Below are 20,887 nucleotides of genomic sequence, written 5' to 3'. Positions count from 1 at the left end.
CCGGCAGTCAACTCTCCCGCGGTGCCCCAAGTCCCCCTACCCGACCACGCTCAACAGTGAGCGGTTCGAGAAGGGGGAGGACATGACCGTACGAGTACGGGCGACTCTGGTGGCGGCGACCGCCGTGGCACTCACGGCGGCCCTGGCGGCACCCGCGATCGCGGCGCCGCCCGCCGGGAACACCGGCCACACCGGGCACCACGACGCCACCCGCGCGGCGATCGAGGCGGCGGTCGCGGACGGCGTGCCCGGAGTGACGGTGACGGCCAGGGACCGGCGGGGCGAATGGTCGGCGACCGCGGGCGTGGGCGACCTGCGGACCGGCAAGCCGCGTTCGCCGCAGGACCACTACCGGGCGGGCAGCATCACGAAGACGTTCGTCGTCACGGTGCTGCTCCAACTGGAGGCACAGGGGCGGCTGTCCCTCGACGACCGGGTGGAGAAATGGCTGCCCGGACTGGTCCGCGGCAACGGCCACGACGGCCGCGCGATCACCCTGCGCCAGCTCCTCAACCACACCAGCGGTGTCTTCAGCTACGGCGACGACCCGGTCTTCGAGGAGACGTACGAGCGCAAGGACGGCTTCATGAAGCACCGCTACGACCGCAAGACGCCCCAGGACCTGATCGCGATCGCCATGTCCCACCCGCCGCGCTTCGCACCGGGCACGTCCTGGTCCTACTCCAACACCAACTACGTGCTGGCCGCCCTGGTGATCGAGAAGGTCACCGGCCACGCGTACGACAAGGAGGTCATGCGCCGCGTCATCACCCCGCTCGGGCTGAAGGACACCGAGGTCCCCGGCACCAGGCCGACCCTCCCGAAGCCCAGCAGCCGCGCCTACTCCAAGCTGGCGGACGCGACCACCGGCCCGACGTACGACGTCACCGAGATGAACCCCGCACTGGCCTTCGGCTCGGGAGACATGGTCTCCACCTCGGCCGACCTCGGCCGCTTCTACTCCGCGCTGCTCCAGGGCCGGCTGCTCCCGCCGGCCCAGCTGAAGGAGATGAAGACGACGGTGCCGGAGACCACCATCCCGAACGCCCAATACGGCTTGGGCCTCGGCGATGTCACCCTCAGCTGCGGTGTCCATGTCTGGGGCCACACCGGGGAAATCCACGGCTCGACCTCGATGGCCGTGACGACGGCGGACGGCCGGCACACCCTTGCCGTCAACTTCAACAACGACTGGTCGGGGGACATCATGGCGGTGATCGACGCGGAGTACTGCGGCGAGTAGTCACGGCGGAGTACTGCGGTGAGGGGGCACAGGCGAGAGGCGCAGTCGGGGCCCTCTCACGGCCATAGGCCGTGAGGACCGCTCCCCGGCAGGTGGTCGGGAGGACCGCGACATGCGGAAGGGCCCGCCGGATCGTGCGATCCCGTGGGCCCCTCCGCTCCCCTCCTGATCCCGCCCCGGTCCAGCGCTAACGGGGCAGCACCACGACATACGCGGCGGGATCCCGGTCCCCGGCCGCCATGAGGGCCGTACGGACCACCGTCGCCTGCTGCTCCATCGTGTCCCGGAGCTTCTTCGGGGTGATGTGGACGACGGTGATGCCCAGCCGCTCCAGGTGCTCGCGCTTGCGGGCGTATTCGGACGACAGCGCGTCGTGCTCGTCCTGTCGGCGGTCCTGCCCGCGCTCCTGCCGGTGGTCCTCGCGGTCGTGCTGGCGGGCCGCGCGGGTGTCCAGTTCGACCGCGACCGCCTGCTCCGGCCAGTACGCGTCCAGGCCGCCCAGGTGCGGGCCGCCGGGGAGGCGCAGGTCCACGTTCCACACCGGGTCGGGCAGGCCGTACTCCTCGACCATCCGGTAGAGCCGGTTCTCGGCGATCGCCCGGCCCTCCGCGAGGAGGGAGTCCACCGCGTCCACCACGTGCGGGCGGCTCAGCAGCTTGGCGTCGTTCAACGCCCGTACCACCGACGCCGGTTCGCAGTACCGGTCGCGGACCGCCTCGGTCAGCAGCCGGCGTACGGCATCCGCGTCCGCCAGTTCGGCCACCGCGTCGGCCAGGGCGCGCGGGACCGGGGCGACCGGCAGGCCCTTCACCGGCTCGGGTGTGGGGAGCGCCCCCGTGCGGACGATCCGCGCGCAGCCCGTCGAGCGCAGCCGGCGCATCCGGGGGACCAGGATGTCGATCCGGTCCAGGGCGGGCAGCGGCGGGGTCGAGCGGAAGCCGTGCAGGGTGAGCGCCGCCAGGCCGGTGATCATCGCGTCCGTGTACACCGGGCGGTGCGGGCCGTGCGCGCCGGGCTGCGCCGGGACCCCGGTCGTCTGCTCCCGTGCCGCGTACATCAGCGCCGCGTGCAGCCGCTCCTCGCTGGTCGGCGGACTGGGGTGGAGCAGGAAGACCCCCGGGAGGATCTGCTGCCAGGGGCCGCCGGGACGGCACTGCTCGTTCATCTCCGAGGCCGAGACGCCGTGCGAGCGGAGACGGGCGGCCGTCAGCACCCGCTGGTGCACGTCGGGGAGGTGCTTGAGGGGGCGCGGGGAGAGCGGGGGGACCGGGGTGTTGTGGTTCATGACCGGCAGATTCCCGCCATCCGACCGGCTTTTAACCGTTGTTACAGGTCCGTCGACAAATGCGGACAAGGTCGCACTAAAGGACGGATGTTCGGGTGCCGAGTAGCCGTGGAAAACCCCTGGTCCGTTCGGGTGCGTCCCAGGGGTTACGGCGTCTGTTGGCCGAATTCCGTAACGGTGACGGCAGGCTCAGGTTTTGGCCAAGGCTACGGTCGGCTCGCGGCCGCCGCCTCCGCGTCGCACGCCTGTCCCCGCAACGCCCGTGCCAGGTCGTCCCGTGCCTCCAGCACCAGTCGGCGCAGGGCGGGCGCCGCCTCCTCGTGGGCGGCGAGCCAGGCGTCCGTCGCGTCCAGCGTCTCCTGCGAGTCCTGGAGGGAGGGGAACAGGCCCTTGACCACGTGCATCGCGATCTGGATCGACCGCTCCCGCCACACCCGCTCGATCACGCCGAAGTACTTCTCCGCGTACGGCGCGAGCAGCTCCCGCTGCGAGGGCCGGTCGAAGCCCGTGATCGTCGCCTCCACCAGCGCGTTCGACAGGGCGTCGGACTCCACCACCTGCGCCCACGCCTGCGCCTTGACCGCCGCCGAGGGGCGGGCGGCGAGACAGCGGACCTGGTGGCGCTTGCCGGACGCCGTGTCGTCGCGGGCCAGTTCGGCGGCCAGCGCGCTCTCGTCGGCGATGCCGTGGGCCGCGAGCGGCTCCAGGAACGCCCACCGCAGCTCCTGGTCGACCTCCAGTCCCGCGATGGCCGACGTGCCGTCCAGCAGGCCCAGCAGCAGATCGAAGCCGCCGCGCCCCTCCGCCGTACGCGCGACGAACCGCGCCCACGCCAGCTGCTGCTCGCTGCCCGGCTCGGCGCGGGACAGCTCCCGCTCCGCGCCCTCGGCGAGCAACGCCGCGCCCTGCGCACGCCACCCTGGAGCCGCGTAGTGGACGATCGCCGACTCGGCCCACGCGTGCAGCATCTGCAGTACGCCGATCTCGGACTCACGCCCCCCGAACCGCAGCACCAGGTCCACGAAGTCCCGCGCCGGCAGCAGCGCGTCCCGGGTCATGTTCCACAGCGCGGACCAGCACAGGGCCCGGGCGAGCGGATCGGTGAGGTCACCCAGGTGCGCCTTCAGGGTCTCCAGCGAGGTCGCGTCGAAGCGGATCTTGCAGTAGGTGAGGTCGTCGTCGTTGACCAGCACCAGCTCGGGGGCCTCGGCGCCGGCCAGCTCGGACACGACCGTACGCGGGCCGTCGACGTCCGCCTCGGCACGGGCGTACCGCTCCAGCGCGCCGGACGCGGACCGCCGGTACAGGCCCACCGCCACCCGGTGCGGGCGCAGTTCGGGGTGCGATTCGGCGGCCTCCTGCACCACCGTCAGCTCGTCGATCCGGCCGTCCGCTTTCAACAGCACCTGCGGGGTGAGGGAGTTGACCCCGGCGGTCTGCAGCCAGGCCCGCGCCCACGTGGCCATGTCCCGGCCGCTGGTCTCCTCAAGGACCGACAGCAGATCGCCGAGCCTGGTGTTGCCGTACGCGTTCCGCTTGAAGTAGCGCCGGGCGCCCTCCAGGAACGCGTCCTGCCCGACGTACGCCACGAGCTGCTTCAGCACCGACGCGCCCTTGGCGTACGTGATGCCGTCGAAGTTCAGCTTGGCGTCCTGAAGGTCGCGGATGTCCGCCGTGATCGGGTGCGTGGAGGGCAGCTGGTCCGCGCGGTAGGCCCACGCCTTGCGGCGGTTGGCGAAGGTGACCCAGCCGTTGACGAAGCGGGTCGCGCCGACCAGCGAGAACTCGCCCATGAAGTCCGCGAACGACTCCTTGAGCCACAGGTCGTCCCACCACTCCATGGTCACCAGGTCGCCGAACCACATGTGCGCCATCTCGTGCAGGATGACGTTCGCCCGGCCCTCGTACGACGCCTGGGTGACCTTGCCGCGGAAGATGTACTCCTCACGGAAGGTGACCAGGCCCGGGTTCTCCATCGCGCCGAGGTTGTACTCGGGTACGAACGCCTGGTCGTACTTCCCGAAGGGGTACGGGTAGTCGAAGTGGTCGTGGAAGAAGTCCAGGCCCTGCTTGGTCACCAGGAACACGTCGTCGGAGTCGAAGTGCGGGGCCAGGCCCTTGCGGCACAGGGCGCCCAGGGGGATCTCCAGGCGGGTGCCGTCCTCGAAGACCCGCTCGTACGAGTCGGTCACGTAGTGGTACGGGCCCGCGACCACACACGTGATGTACGTCGAGATCGGCTTGGTCTCCGCGAACCGCCAGACCCCGTCGGCGAGTTCACCGACACCGTTGCCCCACACCGTCCACCCCTCGGGCGCCCGCACCTCGAAACGGAACGGGGCCTTCAGATCCGGCTGCTCGAAGTTCGCGAAGACCCGGCGGGAGTCGGCCGGCTCGTACTGCGTGTAGAGGTAGACCTCGCCGTCCTCGGGGTCGACGAACCGGTGCAGGCCCTCACCGGTGCGGGAGTAGGCGCACTGGGCGTCGACGATCAGCTCGTTGTCGGCGGCCAGGTCCTCCAGGAGGATCCGGGAGCCGTCGAAGACCTCGCTCGGGTCGAGGTCCTTGCCGTTCAGGGAGACGGCGGTCACATCCGGCGCGATCAGGTCCGCGAAACTGGAGGCGCCCGGATCGCCGCACCGGAAGCGGATCGTGGTGACCGAGCGGAAGGTCCGCGGGCCGTCCCCCGTCTCGTCGCCGACCGCCGAACGGATGTCGAGGGACACGTCGTATCCGTCGACGGACAGCAGGGCGGCCCGCTCCCGGGCCTCGTCGCGGGACAGGTTCTCACCGGGCACGGATGGCACTCCCTCGGGTGTGTTTCAGTATGTGGACCAGGGCTGATCCTGCCATGCGCCTGCCAGCCACGGCAGCCGGGAATGGGGCGGGACCCGGCCGGTGTTCCACCTTGAGGTCAGCCATGACGCCGTATCGCGCACCGCACTCCGAGGAGACCCATGTCCGAGACCGCCGCCTCCGGCAAGACCCCCGTCGACTTCTGGTTCGACCCGCTGTGCCCCTGGGCCTGGATGACCTCGCGCTGGGTGCTGGAAGTGGAGAAGTCCCGGGACATCGAGATCCGCTGGCACGTGATGAGCCTCGCCGTGCTGAACGAGGACCGGATCGACGAGCTGCCCGAGGAGTACCGGGACATGCTCGCGACCAAGGCATGGAAACCGGTCCGGGTGGTGACCGCGGCCTGGCAGAAGCACGGCGCCGACGTCGTCGGACCGCTCTACACCGCCCTCGGTACCCGCTTCCACAACGGCGGCGAGGGCCCGACCGTCGAGGCCATAGCGGCAGCTCTCGACGAGGTCGGCCTGCCCGCCGACCTGATCGAGTACGCCGACCAGGAGGACTTCGAGTTCGACGCCCAGCTGCGCGCCTCCCACAAGGAGGGCATCGAGAAGGTCGGCCAGGAGGTCGGCACCCCGGTCATCGCGGTCCCCGGCCCCGACGGCGAGGAGATCGCGTTCTTCGGCCCGGTCGTCACCCCGACCCCCCAGGGCGACGCCGCCCTGCGCCTGTGGGACGGCACCCTCGCCGTCGCCTCGGTCCCCGGCTTCTACGAGCTCAAGCGCACCCGTACCAAGGGCCCTGACTTCAGCAACCTGTAGGGATCACTGTCCGGCGGCGGCCGCCTCCTCACCGAACCTGTCGGGGAGGCGGCCGCGGTCGCTCTTTTTCAGGTGGCGGTAGTACGTCAGACAGCCCTTGGCGGTGCACCGCCAGAGGTTGTCCACGTGGTGACCGTCCCCCTTCTCCGCACGGATCGCCGCCTTCTCCTCGTCGTTGAGAAGCCGGAACTCCTGCATGCCGCGGCAGGTCGGGCAGTCCAGTGTGCGTGTCCCCATCACGTTCTCCTCGCGATCACGGCCGGATCCGGGAAGTCGGTCACCACCGCGTCGACCCCGGTCCCGTAGTACAGCGCGTACTACGCAGTACTGTGCGTACTTCGCGAGCGCGTCCCCCGAAATCGTCGGCTCCGGCACTTCGCCGGCATCCCGCCGGTTCCCGCCGGCGGGAACCGGTCGGGCCGTTCAGGCGCGGGCCCGGTCGCGAGCCGCCGCCAGCCTGACCAGGTGCTCGTCGAACCCCGCGGCGTAGTACGCGGCCCGGTCCGGGTCCGGTTCGATCACCGCCGTCGGCTCGGTCCAGGCGGCCGGGTCCAGCGCGATCCCGAACCGTTCGGCCGCCGCGAGCACCGCGCCCCGGGCGCCCACCTCGCCCTCGACGACCCGCAGCGGCCGGCCGAGCACATCGGCGAGCAGCCGCATCCAGGCGGGGCTGCGGGTGCCGCCCCCGCACACCGCCAGCGAGCCCGTCAGACCCGCGGCCGCCAGACAGTGCCGGGCCGCGTAGCCGATGCCCTCGCAGGTCGCGCGGACCAGGTCGGCACGGGTGGACTCCAATGAGACCCCGGTGAGTTCGGCGCGCAGCCGCGGCTCGACGAACGGGGCGCGCTCGCCCGAGGGCGCGAAGTAGGGCAGGACCCGGACCCCGTGGGCGCCCGGCGGGGTGGCCGCCAGCAGGCCGTCCACCTCCTCGTGGCGGACGCCCGTCGTCGACAGCACCCAGTCCAGGGCCGCCGTCCCGACCATCGCGGGCATGGCCCGCAGTCGGTGGCCCGGACGGTCGGTGGAGATGTACAGGCCGGCCGGTTCACCGGTCAGGTCGAGGTCGGTCGTGGCGACCAGGGCGGCCAGGCAGGTGCCGACGATGAGGAGGCCGTCCCCGGGGGTGGTGGCACCGGCGCCGAGCGCGCTGGCGGGCAGGTCGTAGGGGCCGTTGCTGACGCGGGTGCCGGGCGCCAGCCCCTCGCCGCGGGCCTCGGCCGTCGCGATCGGGTCGGCGACCGGGGCCAGCAGTCCACGCCGGTGGGTCAGGCCCAACAGCTCCACGACCCCGTTGTCGTACGTGCGGGTGCGCGGGTCGAGGAACGGCATGGACGCGTCCGACACGTCCGTCGTCGCCCGTGTGGCCCCCGTCAGCCGCTGGAAGACCATGTCCTTGCAGCAGACGGCCGCGGCGGCGGCGTCCAGGGACTTCGGCTCGTGCCGGTCCAGCCAGGCCAGCAGCGGACCCGGGCAGCCCGGGAACATGGCGCTGCCCGTCCGCCGGAACACCGCCTCGAAGGTGCCGTCCGCCAGCCACCGGTCGAGCGGTTCGTGGGCCCGCCCGTCCATCCACGAGGCCGCCGCCCGCACCGGCCGCCCCGCCGCGTCCACCAGCCACACCCCGTCGCCCTGCCCGGTGAGCCCGGCCAGCTCCACCGGCTCGGCCACGCGTGCGGTCAGCGCGTCGAGGACGGCGACGACCGCCCCGTACACCTCCTCCATGTCCTGCTCGACGAAGCCGCCGTGCAGCGAGAGGCCCACCGGGCGGGCCTCGACGGCCAGTTCACGACCGGTGCCGTCGAAGGCGGCGGCCTTCACCACGGACGTGCCCACATCGATACCGACGTACATGCCGGCCTCCTCAACACTCGTCCCGGATGTCAGGTCAGGCAGTTGGCCAGCGGCTCCCCGCGCACCCAGCGGCCCACCTCCGCCGCCGCGATCGCCGCCGCCTTCTCGGCCACCGCCCGGCTGGCCCCGCCCAGATGCGGGGTGAGCACCACCCGCTCGGCGAGCGGCGGGGCGGTGAGCCGCGCGCCGGCCGGCAGCGGCTCCCGCGCGTACGTGTCCAGTGCCGCCGCCGACAACCGCCCGCTCTCCAGCGCGTCGCACAGCGCGTCCTCGTCCAGCAGCGGGCCGCGCGCCACGTTCACCACGACCGCGCCGGACGGCAGCAGCGCGAGCTCACGGGCGCCGATCAGACCCCGGGTCTCGGGGGTGAGGCGGGCGTGCAGGGTGATCACCCGGGAACGGGCGAGGAGTTCGTCGAGCGAGGTCACCCGCAGTCCGTGGATCTCGCCGCGCACATAGGGGTCGTACACCATCACCTGCGCGCCGAAGGCGCACAGCACCCGGGCGACCCGGCTGCCGACGGCGCCGTAGCCGACCAGTCCGACCGGCAGGTCCTCCAGCTCCAGTCCGCTGTGCTCGTACGTGTAGTACGTCGCGCCCTCCCAGCTGCCCTGCCGGGCGAGCAGATCGTGGGCCTGCGGGATGCGGCGCAGGGCCGCCAGCAGCAGGCCGACGGTGAACTCGGCGGTGGCGGCGGCGTTGCGGCCCGGTGCGAAGCACACCCGCACGTCGTGCGCCTTCGCCGCGTCGAGGTTCACGTTCACCGGCCCGCCCCGGCAGACGACGACCAGCCGCAGGTCCGGTGCGGCCGCCAGGACCCGTTCGGTGACGGGCCCCATCTGGGTGATCAGCACCTCCGCCCCGGCCAGCGCCTCGATCAGTTCGTCCTCGGCATCGCTCGCCTCCGTCACCTCCGCCACGGGGCCGAACGGTTCCAGGGGCCAGCCGAGCCTCAACTCGCTGACGTTCACGGGGTGTTCGCCGACCTCGTCGGCCACCGCCCGCGCGATCAGGTCCGGCAGGACGAAGTGGTCGCCGGCGGCCACGACTTGCAGCGTCTGGCTCATCTGAGGGTGTCTCCCGTGTCGGCGTCGAAGACGTGGGTGAGGTGCGGGTCGGCGGTGACGCGGACGGACTCGTCGTGGGCGAGGCGCACGTCCGGATCGGTGAGGACCACGAGGGGCCGCTCGACCCCGTCGAGGGTGAGGGTGGCGATGCCCGACTCCAGGAGGGGCTCGTGGGCCAGGACACGGGCGGGCAGGCCGTCCGCGGCGAGCCCGAGGTCCTCCGGGCGTATCCCCACCACCACCTCGCGTCCCGCCGCGACCGGCACCGGCAGCGCGAGCCGCACGGAGTCCGAGAGACGGGCGTGTCCGTCGGCCGTGACGGTTGCGGGGAACAGGTTGATCGGGGGTTCGCCGACGAAGTCCGCGACGAAGACGTTGGCGGGGCTGTCGTAGATCTCGTACGGGGTGCCGAGCTGCTGGATGACACCGTCCTTCATCACGGCGATCCGGTCGGCAAGCGAGAGGGCCTCCTCCTGGTCGTGCGTGACCAGGATCGTGGTGTGCCCAAGGTCGCGTTGGATGCGCTTGAGCTCGCGGCGGGTGGTGTCGCGCTGGGCGGCGTCGAGGTGGGACAGCGGCTCGTCGAGGAGCAGGACGTCCGGTTCGCGGATCAGCGCGCGGGCCAGGGACACGCGTTGTTTCTGGCCGCTGGACAGGCCCGCCGGGCGGGCGTCGAGGATGCCGGTCAGACCGACCCGCTCGGCGATGTCCCGCACCCTGCGGTCGACGTCCCCCCGGGCCGCCCTGCCGCGCGCCCTGAGCCCGAACCCGAGGTTCTCCGCGACCGTCAGCGGCGGATACAGCGCGTAGTTCTCGAACGCCACCCCGACATTGCGGCGCCCGGCGGGCCTGCCGACCAGCGACGCGCCGTCCACCAGGATGTCCCCTCCGGTCACCGTCTCCAGCCCGGCGATCATCCGCAGGGTGGTGGACTTGCCGCAGCCCGACGGGCCGAGCAGCCCGAGGAGTTCACCCGACCGGAGCGCCAGGTCGATGCCGCACACCGCGTCCACCGCCGGCCGGCCCCGCGCCGCATAGGTCTTGCGCAGCTCACGTAGCTCCAGCTGGGTCATCACCGCCGCCCTTCGTCGCGCACACCTCGTAACGGACCTTGTGCTCGTCCAGGTCACGCAGCGCGTCCGCCGGCGCCCCGTCGTCGACCAGGACCAGATCGAAGCGGGACAGCGGGACGACCCGGTGCAGGGCGACCCGGCTGAGCTTCGTGTGGTCGATCAGCAGGACGTTGCGGGCCGCCGAGTCGAGCATCGCCCGCTTCACGGACACGATGTGCTGCTCCTGGTGGTACGCGTAGCCCCCGTGCACCGCGGACGTCGACGCGAAACACAGGTCCACCCGCAGCGACTGCACGGCCTCCACGCAGGACACCCCGAGGAACGAGGAGTGCAGCGGGTCGTAGTCGCCGCCGAGGGCCATGAGGTGGATGCCCCGCTGCTCGGAGAGCAGGTTGATCGCCTCCAGGAAGTTGGTGACGACCGTGAGGGGGGTGACCTCGGCGAGCCGGAGCGCGCGGGCTATCTCCAGGGCGGAGGTGGAGTCGTCGAGCATGATCGCCATACCGGGCTCGACGAGCTTCAGCGCCCGCTCGGCCACGGCGGCCTTCTGGGGCCGCATGGTCTTCAGCCGGTACTGCACGTTCGACTCGAACACCCCCGACGGCTGCGCGGTCACCCCGCCCCGGAACTTCCGTACCACTCCCTGACGTTCGAGTTCGTCGAGATCGCGGTGGATGGTCATCAGGCTCACCCCGAAGCGCTCGGCGAGTTCCGCGGCGGTCGCCGACCCCTCGGCCAGTACCTGTTCCGCCATGGCGGCCTGGCGGGCCGCGGGTCCCTGCTGTGCGCTGTGGTTGCTGTGGCTCATCGCGCGCTCTTCCCGATCCGTCGTCCTGGGCGCTCCGGCCGGTCGGCCTCGAACAGCAGCAGGTTCTCAGGCCGGACGGTCAGCCGTACCGGATCGTCGGGACGCAGTCCGGCCGCCGCCGCCCGCGGGACGACGAGCGACACGTACTGCTCGCCGAGGCGGACGGTCACCTCGACGGCCCGGCCGAGGACCTCGGTGACGTAGACGGTGCCGGTGAGTTCGTGGCCCCGGCCGTCGAGCGCGAGGTCCCGGGGCCGTACGCCGATCAGGACGTCGGTGTTCTCCCGCACCGGCGCGTGCAGCGGCAGCTCGACCCGTCCGTCCGCCGACCGGAAACCCCCGCCGGGCGTGACGGTCCCCGGCAGCAGGTTGATCCGGGGCTGTCCGAAGGCACGCGCGACCTCCGTGTCGCGGGGCCGGTACCAGATGTCCTCCCGGGTGCCGGTCTGCACGATCCGCCCGTCCCGGATCACCCCGATCCGGTCGCCGAGGGCCAGCGCCTCCACCGAGTCGTGGGTGACGTACAGGGTCGTGGTGCGCCGGGCCGCCCCGATCGCCTTCAGTTCGGCCCGCATCTGCTGGCGCAGCTTGGCGTCCAGGTGGGAGAGCGGCTCGTCGAGGAGGAAGGCGCGGGCCGGGCGGACCAGGACCCGGCCGAGGGCGACGCGCTGCCGCTGGCCGTTGGAGAGCCGGCCGACCGGGCGGTCCAACAGGCCGCCGATGCCGAGGAGTTCGGCGACCTCGCCGATCCTCGCGCGGGCCTCGGCGGCGGGCAGGCGGTGCCGGGGCGAGCGCAGCGGCGAGGCGAGGTTGTCGTAGGCCGAGCGGTGCGGATAGAGGGCGTAGCTCTCGAAGCACATGGCGACGCCGCGGTCGTAGGGCTCGACGGCGCTCATGTCCCGGCCGTCGATCTCGACCGTGCCGGCGTCGGGCCGTTCGAGGCCGGCGACGGTCTTCAGGGTGGTGGTCTTGCCGGCCCCCGACGGCCCCAGCAGACAGCAGAACTCGCCTTCCGCAACCTCCAGTTCGAGGCCGTCGAGGGCGACGGTCCGTCCGTACGTCTTCCTGATTCCGCGCAGTGCGATGCTCACGACTTCACCGCCCCGAACGACAGTCCCCGCACCAGATACCGCTGGATCGTCAGGGCCAGCAGCAGCGGCGGTACGACGGAGACGAGCGCCGCCGCGGCCGTCAGGTTGTACTTGGGCCGGTCACCGCCGAGGAAGGACAGCGCGCCCACGGTCACCGTCTGCGCCTTACTGGAGGTCAGGATCAGCGGGAAGACGAAGTTGTTCCAGGCGAAGATGAAGGCGAGCAGCGACACGGCCGCGATGCCCGGCTTGACCAGGGGCAGGGCCACCCGGAAGAAGGCCTGCTTGCGCGTGTAGCCGTCCAGCAGCGCCGCCTGCTCCAACTCCGGTGTCAGATCGGCGAAGTACGACCGCATGATCCACACGATCAGCGGCAGGGTGACGAGTTGCAGCACCCACACCATGCCGACGTACGTGTCGAACAGCCCGAGCTTCTGGTACAGCACGAACAGCGGGATGATCACCGTGAGTTCGGGCGCGAACCGGAACGACAGCAGCGTGAACATCAGGTTGTCGGAGCCCTTGAACCGATAGCGCGCCGACGCGTACGCCGCCGGCAGCCCGACGACCAGCGACAGCGCCACCGCGCCCACCGACACCACCAGGCTGTTGACGAAGAACCGCACGAACGGGACGCCCTCGCTGCCGCCCAGCACCGCCCGGTACCCGTCGAGCGTCGGGGAGAAGGAGAAGTACGTGCTGAAGAGCTGGTTGGTCGGTTTCAGGGAGAGGATCACCATCCAGGCGATCGGGAACAGCGCGAAGACGAAGTAGAGGATGAGGGCGGCGTCCGCCAGCCATCCCAGCAGGCGTTTGTGATACGTCATTTCACCTCAGCCGCCTTCCGCTGGATCTTCCCCAGGCGCTTCACCAGCACCATCGCGGCGAGGTACACCACGGCCCACAGCACGACCGTGTAGCTGATGCCGAACGAGTACCGCTGGAAGCGGATCGCCTCCAGGTACGCCCGGATCTGGAGCACCACCGTGGAGTCGCCGGGGCCGCCCTCGGTGAGGGCGTAGATGATGTCGAACACCTTCAGCGAGTCCATGAAGCGGAAGATCACCGCGACCAGTACGTACGGCCACAGCATCGGCAGGGTCAGCCGCCGGAACGTGTACCACCAGCCCGCGCCGTCGACCGCCGCCGCCTCGAAGGGGGACGTGGGCAGCGACCGCAACCCGGCCAGGGCCAGGATCGCCACGAACGGCGTGTAGACCCAGACGTCGACGGCGATCGACGACAGCAGCGCCCCCGTCGGAGTGTCCGTCCACTGGACCCCGCCCAGCCCGAAGGGTTTCAGCAGATGGTTGACGACGCCCACCGACGGCTGGAGCATCAGCTTCCACATGATCGCCGCGATCACCGGGGCGATCATCAACGGCAGGATCAGGATCTTCTCCAGGACCCGGCCGACGAGCGACGACCGGTGCAGCAGCAGGGCGACGGCCACCCCCAGCACGGTCTCGGTGGCGGCGGCGCCGACCGCGTACAGCACCGTCACCCACGCCGAGTTCCAGAACGCCTCCTGGGTGAAGACGGTCGCGTAGTTCTCGAACCGCACCATGTCCGGCTGCGGTTTGCTCGCCGAGAAGTCGAACAGCGTGTAGTACAGGCCGAGGCCGAACGGGTAGAGGATTCCGCAGGTCAGCAGCAACGCGGGGACGATCAGGAGGTAGGGGCGCAGGGTGAGCCGCCAGCCCATGCCGCTCAGTCCACCTTGTCGGCGAGCTCGCCCGCCAGATCGTCGAGGACCGACTTCGCGCCCTGCCCGCCGTAGATCTCCTGGAGGGCCGCCGCCCAACTGGTCGTCGCGTCGAAGAACTGCGCCTGCGGCGTGAACTGGATCTTCGTCTGGTCCACTACGGTCTCGAAGGTGTCGAGGAAGCCCGGCAGGTGCCTCATCTTGTTCTTGTACGCGGCGTCCTGGCTGACCGACCGCCGCACCGGGTCGATGTGGTTGTGGGTGATCGCGCCCTTGCGCAGGTGCTCCTTGCCGGTCGCCCACTGGAGGAACAGCCAACTGGCGCTTTTGCGCCTGCTCTTGGCGTTCATGCCCAGCGACCAGATCCACATGTTGGTGGCGAGGGAGCCGTCGGGCCCCTTCGGCCCGGGGTGGAAAGCGATCTTCCCGGAGGCGGGAGAGGCCCCGTCGACCGCCTGGAAGTAGGCGGCCGTGTCGGCGTCGAACAGCATCCCGGCCTTCCTCGCGCCCAGGTCGCTGGAGCACTGGTACCAGGTGTACGAGGTCCACGAGGGCGGCCCGCCCTGCTTGACCATGCCGGCCCAGTCCTCGGTGAACGCGACGGCCTCCGGGGTGTTCATGGCGGGTGTGAGTTTCCCGCCGTCGACCGTGAAGTCCCTGAGTCCGTTGCGGGCGTACATCGTCATGAAGCCCGGATGGATGGTCGCCCAGCTGCGGGAGCCGCGCACCGCGATGCCGTACATGCCGTCGAAACCGGCGCCCGGCGCCTTCCGCTTGATGGTTCCCGCGAGGTCACGCAGCTCGTCGAAGCTCTCGGCCGGCCTCAGGCCGAGCTTTTGGAACACCTCCGTGTTGTAGGCGACGACGTTCGTCTCCCAGCCCCACGGCAGCGCGTACTGCCCGCCCTGTCCGAGTGGCGCGCCCGCCTTCAGCGACCACTGGTCGGCCTGGAGGAGGTTCGGGAAGAAGTCGGCCTGGTCCCACTCGGCGGCGGTGGCCGAGGAGTTGCGCATCCAGGGGCCGAGGTCCTCCAGCCAGCCCGGCGGCCCGTACTGCCAGACCATGTAGGCGCCGAGCATGAAGACGTCGTACGAGGCACGCCCACTGGACAGGTCCACGGTGAGCTTGTCGAAGTAGTTGTCCTCGGGGAAGACGTCGTACTCGACCTTGATGCCGGTCTGCTCGGTGAAGGACTTGAGATCGGCGACCAGGGCGTCCGTGTACGGGTGCTTGTTCAGCAGCGCCTTCACGGTCGTGCCCTTCTCCCGCCGCCAGTCGAAGGAGCCGGTGACGTCGTCCGCGGCCGAGCCGTCGCTCTTCTCGTCGTCCCCGCCGAAGCCGGCGCCGCAGGCGCTCAGCAGCGGGGTCGCGGCCGCGGCGGCGGTGAGGGCGAGGAATCGTCGGCGGTCGTACGGGTGCGTGTCCATCCGTGACCTCCACGTGGGGTTCGGTCCGGTACTCGGTTAACACGATGAGTCGACTCGCTAACAGAGGGTGTATCGGCGGAAGTTGGGCGTCAATCCCTCGCGCACGGGAAAATATCGGTGCACAGTGAGAAGTTCACAGAATAGATCGCGATGCAGGGAGGTCCCGGATGGTGGGCGAGGGCGACGGCGAGGCCTGGCTGGGGATCGACCTGGGCACGCAGAGCGTCCGCGTGCTGGTCGTCACCGCGGACGGGACGGTCCTCGGCGGCGGCTCGGCTCCGCTGGCGGGGCGGCGGGACGGAGTACGGCACGAACAGGATCCCGAGGACTGGTGGAAGGCGGTGTGCGAGGCGTCCCGGGCCGCGCTCGGTCCGCTGGCGGGCCTGCGGATCGACGGGCTCGCGGTGTGCGGGACGTCCGGGACGGTGCTGCTGACGGACGGCGCCGGGCGGGCGGTCGGCCCGGCGCTGATGTACGACGACGGGCGGGCGGCGCGGGTGGCGGCCGGGCTGCGGGAGGAGGGCCTCGCGGTGCAGGACACCTGGGGGTTGCCGAAGGCGCTGTGGCTCATGGGAGAGCACGGGCCGGGGGCGGTCACGAGGCCCGTCACAGGTGTGGCGGGGTCGGTCACGGGGCGGATCACCCACCAACCCGATGTGATCACCGCACGGCTCGTGGGCCGGCCGGTACCGACCGACTCCAGCCACGCCCTCAAGACCGGCTACGACCTGGAACGCGACGCCTGGCCGGACGTACCGGGCCTGCCCGAGGGCGCCCTGCCCGACGTGGTGCGCCCCGGAAGCCGTCTGGGCGAGGTCTGCCCGGCCGCCGCCGAGGCGACCGGCGTGCCCGCGGGCACCCCCGTGATCGCCGGGATGACCGACGGCTGCGCTGCGCAGATCGCCTCGGGCGCGCTGCGGCCCGGCTCCTGGAACTCGGTGCTCGGAACCACGCTGGTCCTCAAAGGCGCCTCGCTCGCTCCCGTCCGGGACGCCACGGGCGTCGTCTACAACCATCGCGCGCCGGACGGGACCTGGCTGCCCGGCGGGGCGTCCAGCGTGGGAGCGGGCGTCCTCACTGCGGCCTTCGCGGGCGCCGACCCGGCCGCCATGGACGAGCGGGCGGCGGCCTTCGAACCGTCCCGGATGGTCACCTACCCGCTGGTGTCACCGGGGGAGCGGTTCCCCTTCACGGCGCCGGACGCCACCGCCCTGGTCCTCGGCGAGCCCGCGAACGACGCCGACCTGTGGGCGGCGCTGCTCCAGGGCGTCGCCTTCGCGGAACGCCTGTGCCTGGACTACCTGCACCACCTCGGCGCCCCCGTCGACGGGCCGCTCACCTTCACCGGCGGCGCCGCCCGCAGCGCGTACTGGAACCAACTGCGCGCCGACATCCTCGGCCGCCCCGCCCGGGTGCCGGAGCAGACCGAACCGGCGCTGGGGATGGCCGCGTTGGCACGGCACGGCGGCACGGGCGGATCGCGGCTCGCGGACGTCGCGGAGCGCATGGCGCGGATCCGTACGGTCGTCGAGCCCCGCGCCGGGCGTACGGCCCTGTTCACCGAGCCGTACGCCCGCCTCGTCGACGAGTTGACCGTCCGCGGCTGGCTGTCGGCCTCGGTCGCGGCGCACGCGCGCGCCCGCCTGGACCGGGATACTGCGGACTCATGAGTACGACCTTGCTGCTGGCCCGGCACGGGCAGACCGTCTGGCACGCCGAGAACCGCTACGCCGGGATCAGCGACGTGCCCCTCACCGACACCGGCCGCGCCCAGGCCGACGCCCTCGGCCGCTGGGCCGCCGCCCACCCGGTCGACGCGATCTGGACGTCCCCGCTGTCCCGGGCCGTCGTCACCGCCGACCCCGCGTGCCGTGCCCTGGACCTCGTCCCGCACCGCGAACCCGGCCTGCGCGAGTGCGACTTCGGCGTACTGGAGGGCCGTACGCTCGCCGAGTTCGCGGCCGAGGACCCGGCCGCCGCGGAGGCCTACCGCACCGACCCGGTGGCGCACCCCTTCCCCGCCGCCGAGGATCCGAGGGCGGCCGCCGCCCGCGGATGCGACGCGCTGCGCCGCATCGCCGCCGCCCACCCCGGCGAACGCGTCCTCGTGGTCGCCCACAACACCCTGTTCCGCCTCGTGCTGTGCACGCTGCTGTCGATCCCCGCCGGGGAGTACCGCAGAGTGTTCCCGCGGTTGCGCAACGCGGCGATCAGCGAACTCCGCATGAACAGCGAAGGTTTCGCCGCACTTCTCTCACTCAACGTCCCGTGCGAGCCCGATCTGCCGTAGCACTATGGGCACATGACGGAGATCGACACATCGGTGCCGCATTCGGCCCGGATCTGGAACTACTGGCTCGGCGGCAAGGACAACTACCCGGTGGACGAGGCGGCCGGCGACGCCTACACCGCCGTCTTCCCCGGGATCGTCACCATCGCCCGCGGCAGCCGCGCCTTCCTCGGCCGCAGCATCCGGTACCTGGTACGGGAGGCGGGTGTCCGTCAGTTCCTGGACGTCGGCACCGGGCTGCCCACCGTGGACAACACCCACGAGGTCGCCCAGCGCCTCGCCCCCGAGTCGAGGATCGTCTACGTCGACAACGACCCCCTGGTCCTCACGCACGCCCGCGCCCTGCTCACGTCCACGCCTCAGGGCGCGACGGCGTACGAGGAGATCAGCCTCTTCGAGCCGGAGCGCATCATCGAGGCCGCCGCCGGGACCCTCGACCCGGACCGGCCCACGGCGCTGATCCTCAGCGGCATCCTCGGCCACGTCGCGGACCACGACCGGGCCCGCGACATCGTCCGCCGCCTCCTGAAGGGCCTTCCCTCCGGCAGCTACCTCTCCGTCAACGAAGGCTCCCGCGGCACGGACCCGGCCTACGAACAGGCCCAGGACGCCTACAACGAGACCGGCGCGGTCCCGTACTTCCTGCGGCCCGTCGACCAGATCGAGGCGTTCTTCGAGGGGCTGGAGCTGGTGGAACCGGGCGTGGTGTCGGTACCGCTCTGGCACCCCGACGAGGCGGCGCCCACCCCGATCGGGCAGCACGGGGGCCTGGGCCGCAAGCCCTGACCGCACCGCCAGCTCCCCGTGTCGCACCGGAAAGCCCCGCGAGTCACGTCCTCGCGGGGCTTTCCGTCATTCCGCCTGCCGGGTGAACGGTGAGAAGACGATCACGAGGCAGGACGCGGCTCCACGCTTTATTGCAACATGCTTGCAAGTGCAGGTTAGCAACAAGAGGACGGGTGCGGGCAACAAGGAGGCCCCCACGTGGATCACGTGGGGGCCTTTTCAGGGGGACGGGTCAGGACGGTTCAGGCCCTGGCCGCCCGGGCCTTCTGCCACCCGTACCCGGCGGCCGCCAGAGCCGCCGTCATCCCGCCCGTCGAGTACAACTGCACCCGCGTGTCCGGCTCCCGGGCCATCAGGACGAACACCGCCGCCATGCCCGCCAGCGCGACCCAGGTCAGCACCGGGAACGCCCACATCCGCACGGTGAGCTTCTCGGGTGCCTCGCGCTCCAGCCGGCCACGCAGCCTGAGCTGCGAGACCGCGATGAAGATCCAGACGACCAGGATGACCGCGCCGGTCATGTTCAGCAGCCAGGAGAAGACGTCGTCCGGCCGCCAGTAGCTCAGCACCACGCAGCCGAAACCGAAGACGCACGACGCGAGGACCCCCATGCGGGGGACCCCGCCGGACACCCGGCCCAGCGCCTTCGGGCCCTGGCCGCGCGCGACCAGGGAGTAGGCGATGCGCGAAGCGCCGTAGACGTTGGCGTTCATCGCCGAGAGGAGGGCCACCAGGACCACGACGTTCATCACCTGGCCGGCGCCCGGGATGTCGAGGTGGTCGAGGGCGGCGACGTACGGGCCCTTCTCGACGACCTCCTTCGCGTCCCACGGAACCAGGGTGACGATGACCGCCATCGAGCCGATGTAGAACAGCGCGATGCGCCACATCGCGGTACGGACCGCGCTCGCCACCCCGCGCACCGGATCCTGCGACTCGGCCGCCGCGATGGTGACCGTCTCCAGGCCGCCGTACGCGAAGACGGAGGCGAGCAGGCCGACGACCAGGCCCTCGCCGCCGTTCGGGAGGAAGCCGCCCTCGCCCGTGAGGTTCGTGGTGCCCGGGGCGGTCGTGCCGGGCAGGACGCCCACGATCGCCAGCACGCCCAGCACCAGGAACAGGCCGATCGCGCCGACCTTCAGGGCCGCGAACCAGAACTCGAACTCGCCGAAGTTCTTCACGGCGGCCAGGTTCGTCACGCAGAACACGACCATGAACAGGGCGACCCAGGCCCACTCGGGCGTGCCCGGCAGCCAGCCGGTGACGATCTTCGCGGCGCCGATGCCCTCCAGGCCGACCGCCGTACAGAGCAGGACCCAGAAGGCCCAGCCCACCGTGAACCCCGCCCACGGACCGATCGCGCGTTCCGCGTGCGCCGAGAAGGAACCCGACGACGGATACGCGGCCGACATCTCGCCCAGCATCCGCATCACCAGCATCACCAGGAGGCCGGAGAGGGTGTAGGCGACGACGATCGAGGGCCCGGCGGCCGCGATACCGGCGCCGGAGCCGACGAACAGTCCGGCGCCGATGACCCCGCCGAGGGCGATCATCGACAGGTGGCGCTGCTTGAGGCCGTGGGAGAGGGAGGCGCCGTCCTGCTGCGCCGGCGTCTCGGTGGTGGTGCTGGGCATGGGCGCGGCTCGTCCAATGCGTGAGATGGGCAAAAACGCCCACAGTCTGGGCGGCCTCTCCGATCTTGGGGAAAGGCCGCCCAGCATGCGGACGCATCCGGCACGCAGCGTGGTTACGCGGCTACGGCAGTGTAGTGCGAGGCGTCTCCCTCGATCGAGTAGCTCTCCTTGCCCTCGATGCCGACCGGGACGTCACCGGCGATGGTGACCCGGTTCAGGCGGCGCGGCAGGTGGTCGTAGTTGTCGACGGCGTAGTGCTGGGTGATCCGGTTGTCGAACAGCACCAGCTGGTTCTCCGACCAGCGGTGGCGCACGATGTTCTCCGGCCGGGTCACGTACGACTGGAACAGGTCGAGGACCTTGCGGGACTCGGCGACCGACAGTCCCACGATCCGCTGCGCGAACCCGCCGATGAACAGTCCGCGTTCACCGGTCAGCGGGTGCACCCGGACCACCGGGTGGACCGTGCGGTACTTGATCGACGTGAACTGGGCGCGCGCGGCGGCCTGGTCCTCGTCGACGGCCTCCTCCGGCACCGCGTAGTCGTAGTCGTTGGTGTGCTCCGCCCACAGCGTGTCGGCGAACTGACGGAGTGACTGAGGCAGCTGCCGGTACGCCGCCGCGGAGTTGGCGATCAGGGTCTCGCCGCCGTACGGGGGAAGCTTGATGCTGCGCAGGGTGCTGGCCTGGGGCGGGTTGAGGACGAAGGTGACGTCGGTGTGCCAGTTGTTGGCGGCCCGGCCCCGCTCGCTGTCGACGGGCAGGACGTTCGGGACGCCGGCGACGGACGGCACGGTCGGGTGGGCGGCGGTGAGGTCGCCGAAGTGGCGGATGAACGCCTGCTGCCCCTCGTCGTCCAGGTTCACCTCGTCGAACACCAGGGCCTTGTGGGCGTTGAGGGCCTCGCGGACGGCGGTGACCGTCTCCTCGTCCAGCGGCTTGGCGATGTCGACGCCCGACACCTGGGCGCCGATGTTGCCGGTGATCTTGCGGATCTCGATCTCGGACAT

The 20,887-nt window shown here is 71.2% G+C and carries 18 protein-coding genes; 5 read left to right on the top strand and 13 right to left on the bottom strand.

The genetic code is table 11. From position 1 onward, the window contains the following. The first annotated feature begins 82 nt into the window (after nt 1-82). Nucleotides 83-1,243 carry a serine hydrolase domain-containing protein gene (locus OHA64_RS17250; protein ID WP_405613898.1) on the top strand — a complete coding sequence of 387 codons (1,161 nt, stop codon included), beginning with the start codon at nt 83-85 and terminating at the stop codon, nt 1,241-1,243. 187 nt (nt 1,244-1,430) lie between these two features. Here OHA64_RS17250 and OHA64_RS17245 read toward each other — a convergent pair whose 3' ends face one another. Beyond that, entirely contained in the window at nt 1,431-2,528 is a 1,098-nt protein-coding gene (locus OHA64_RS17245) for a hypothetical protein (RefSeq protein ID WP_405613896.1), read from the bottom strand. A 206-nt stretch (nt 2,529-2,734) separates the two neighbouring features. Beyond that, nucleotides 2,735-5,326: an aminopeptidase N gene (gene pepN / locus OHA64_RS17240; RefSeq protein WP_405613894.1), complete on the bottom strand. Its 2,592-nt coding sequence runs from the start codon at nt 5,324-5,326 to the stop codon at nt 2,735-2,737. A 159-nt stretch (nt 5,327-5,485) separates the two neighbouring features. On the opposite strand from pepN, the gene OHA64_RS17235 reads away from it, so the two are divergent. Further along, nucleotides 5,486-6,145 (top strand): DsbA family protein, encoded by a 660-nt coding sequence (locus OHA64_RS17235; RefSeq protein WP_405613892.1) that lies wholly within the window; start codon nt 5,486-5,488, stop codon nt 6,143-6,145. A gap of 3 nt (nt 6,146-6,148) precedes the next feature. Here the strand turns inward: OHA64_RS17235 and OHA64_RS17230 are convergent, their stop codons facing one another. The 9 genes from OHA64_RS17230 to OHA64_RS17190 form a co-directional block, all read right to left on the bottom strand. Next, the gene (locus OHA64_RS17230) at nt 6,149-6,382 is read right to left on the bottom strand and encodes a hypothetical protein (RefSeq protein ID WP_405613890.1); all 234 of its coding nucleotides are present in this window, start codon (nt 6,380-6,382) and stop codon (nt 6,149-6,151) included. 186 nt (nt 6,383-6,568) lie between these two features. Beyond that, on the bottom strand, nt 6,569-7,996 hold the full coding sequence (locus OHA64_RS17225; protein ID WP_405613888.1) for an FGGY family carbohydrate kinase: 1,428 nt from the start codon (nt 7,994-7,996) through the stop codon (nt 6,569-6,571). Nucleotides 7,997-8,025: 29 nt separating this feature from the next. Further along, nucleotides 8,026-9,063 carry a 2-hydroxyacid dehydrogenase gene (locus tag OHA64_RS17220; protein ID WP_405613886.1) on the bottom strand — a complete coding sequence of 346 codons (1,038 nt, stop codon included), beginning with the start codon at nt 9,061-9,063 and terminating at the stop codon, nt 8,026-8,028. Beyond that, on the bottom strand, nt 9,060-10,136 hold the full coding sequence (locus OHA64_RS17215; RefSeq protein ID WP_405613884.1) for an ABC transporter ATP-binding protein: 1,077 nt from the start codon (nt 10,134-10,136) through the stop codon (nt 9,060-9,062). Before OHA64_RS17215 ends, OHA64_RS17220 begins: the two co-directional genes overlap by 4 nt. After that, the gene (locus OHA64_RS17210) at nt 10,114-10,944 is read right to left on the bottom strand and encodes a DeoR/GlpR family DNA-binding transcription regulator (protein ID WP_405613882.1); all 831 of its coding nucleotides are present in this window, start codon (nt 10,942-10,944) and stop codon (nt 10,114-10,116) included. The genes OHA64_RS17215 and OHA64_RS17210 overlap by 23 nt, the downstream gene beginning before the upstream one ends. Then, a complete protein-coding gene (locus OHA64_RS17205) occupies nt 10,941-12,035 on the bottom strand; it encodes an ABC transporter ATP-binding protein (protein WP_405613880.1) in 1,095 nt (364 codons plus the stop codon). The genes OHA64_RS17210 and OHA64_RS17205 overlap by 4 nt, the downstream gene beginning before the upstream one ends. Next, nucleotides 12,032-12,862 (bottom strand): carbohydrate ABC transporter permease, encoded by an 831-nt coding sequence (locus tag OHA64_RS17200; RefSeq protein ID WP_405613878.1) that lies wholly within the window; start codon nt 12,860-12,862, stop codon nt 12,032-12,034. Before OHA64_RS17200 ends, OHA64_RS17205 begins: the two co-directional genes overlap by 4 nt. Beyond that, nucleotides 12,859-13,740, bottom strand: coding sequence for a carbohydrate ABC transporter permease (locus OHA64_RS17195; protein ID WP_405613876.1), 882 nt, complete (start codon nt 13,738-13,740; stop codon nt 12,859-12,861). The genes OHA64_RS17200 and OHA64_RS17195 overlap by 4 nt, the downstream gene beginning before the upstream one ends. A gap of 5 nt (nt 13,741-13,745) precedes the next feature. Further along, on the bottom strand, nt 13,746-15,167 hold the full coding sequence (locus OHA64_RS17190) for an ABC transporter substrate-binding protein (protein WP_405613874.1): 1,422 nt from the start codon (nt 15,165-15,167) through the stop codon (nt 13,746-13,748). Between the two features lie 167 nt (nt 15,168-15,334). On the opposite strand from OHA64_RS17190, the gene OHA64_RS17185 reads away from it, so the two are divergent. Genes OHA64_RS17185 through OHA64_RS17175 form a run of 3 tightly spaced genes read left to right on the top strand, consistent with a single transcriptional unit; the run spans nt 15,335 to nt 18,243 of the window. Beyond that, nucleotides 15,335-16,837 carry an FGGY-family carbohydrate kinase gene (locus OHA64_RS17185; RefSeq protein ID WP_405613872.1) on the top strand — a complete coding sequence of 501 codons (1,503 nt, stop codon included), beginning with the start codon at nt 15,335-15,337 and terminating at the stop codon, nt 16,835-16,837. After that, nucleotides 16,834-17,457: a histidine phosphatase family protein gene (locus tag OHA64_RS17180; RefSeq protein WP_405613870.1), complete on the top strand. Its 624-nt coding sequence runs from the start codon at nt 16,834-16,836 to the stop codon at nt 17,455-17,457. Before OHA64_RS17185 ends, OHA64_RS17180 begins: the two co-directional genes overlap by 4 nt. A 12-nt stretch (nt 17,458-17,469) precedes the next feature. Then, a complete protein-coding gene (locus OHA64_RS17175; protein ID WP_405613868.1) occupies nt 17,470-18,243 on the top strand; it encodes an SAM-dependent methyltransferase in 774 nt (257 codons plus the stop codon). Between the two features lie 242 nt (nt 18,244-18,485). Here the strand turns inward: OHA64_RS17175 and OHA64_RS17170 are convergent, their stop codons facing one another. Then, on the bottom strand, nt 18,486-19,877 hold the full coding sequence (locus OHA64_RS17170) for an amino acid permease (protein ID WP_405613866.1): 1,392 nt from the start codon (nt 19,875-19,877) through the stop codon (nt 18,486-18,488). A gap of 113 nt (nt 19,878-19,990) precedes the next feature. Next, complete coding sequence (locus OHA64_RS17165; protein WP_405613864.1) at nt 19,991-20,887, bottom strand: TauD/TfdA dioxygenase family protein; 897 nt, start codon at nt 20,885-20,887, stop codon at nt 19,991-19,993.

It is taken from the genome of Streptomyces sp. NBC_00076 (genome assembly GCF_045041235.1).
In the GTDB taxonomy this organism is placed as follows: Bacteria; Actinomycetota; Actinomycetes; order Streptomycetales; family Streptomycetaceae; genus Streptomyces.
Note: the sequence above shows the minus strand (reverse complement) of the source record. Positions and strands in the feature narration are given on the sequence as shown.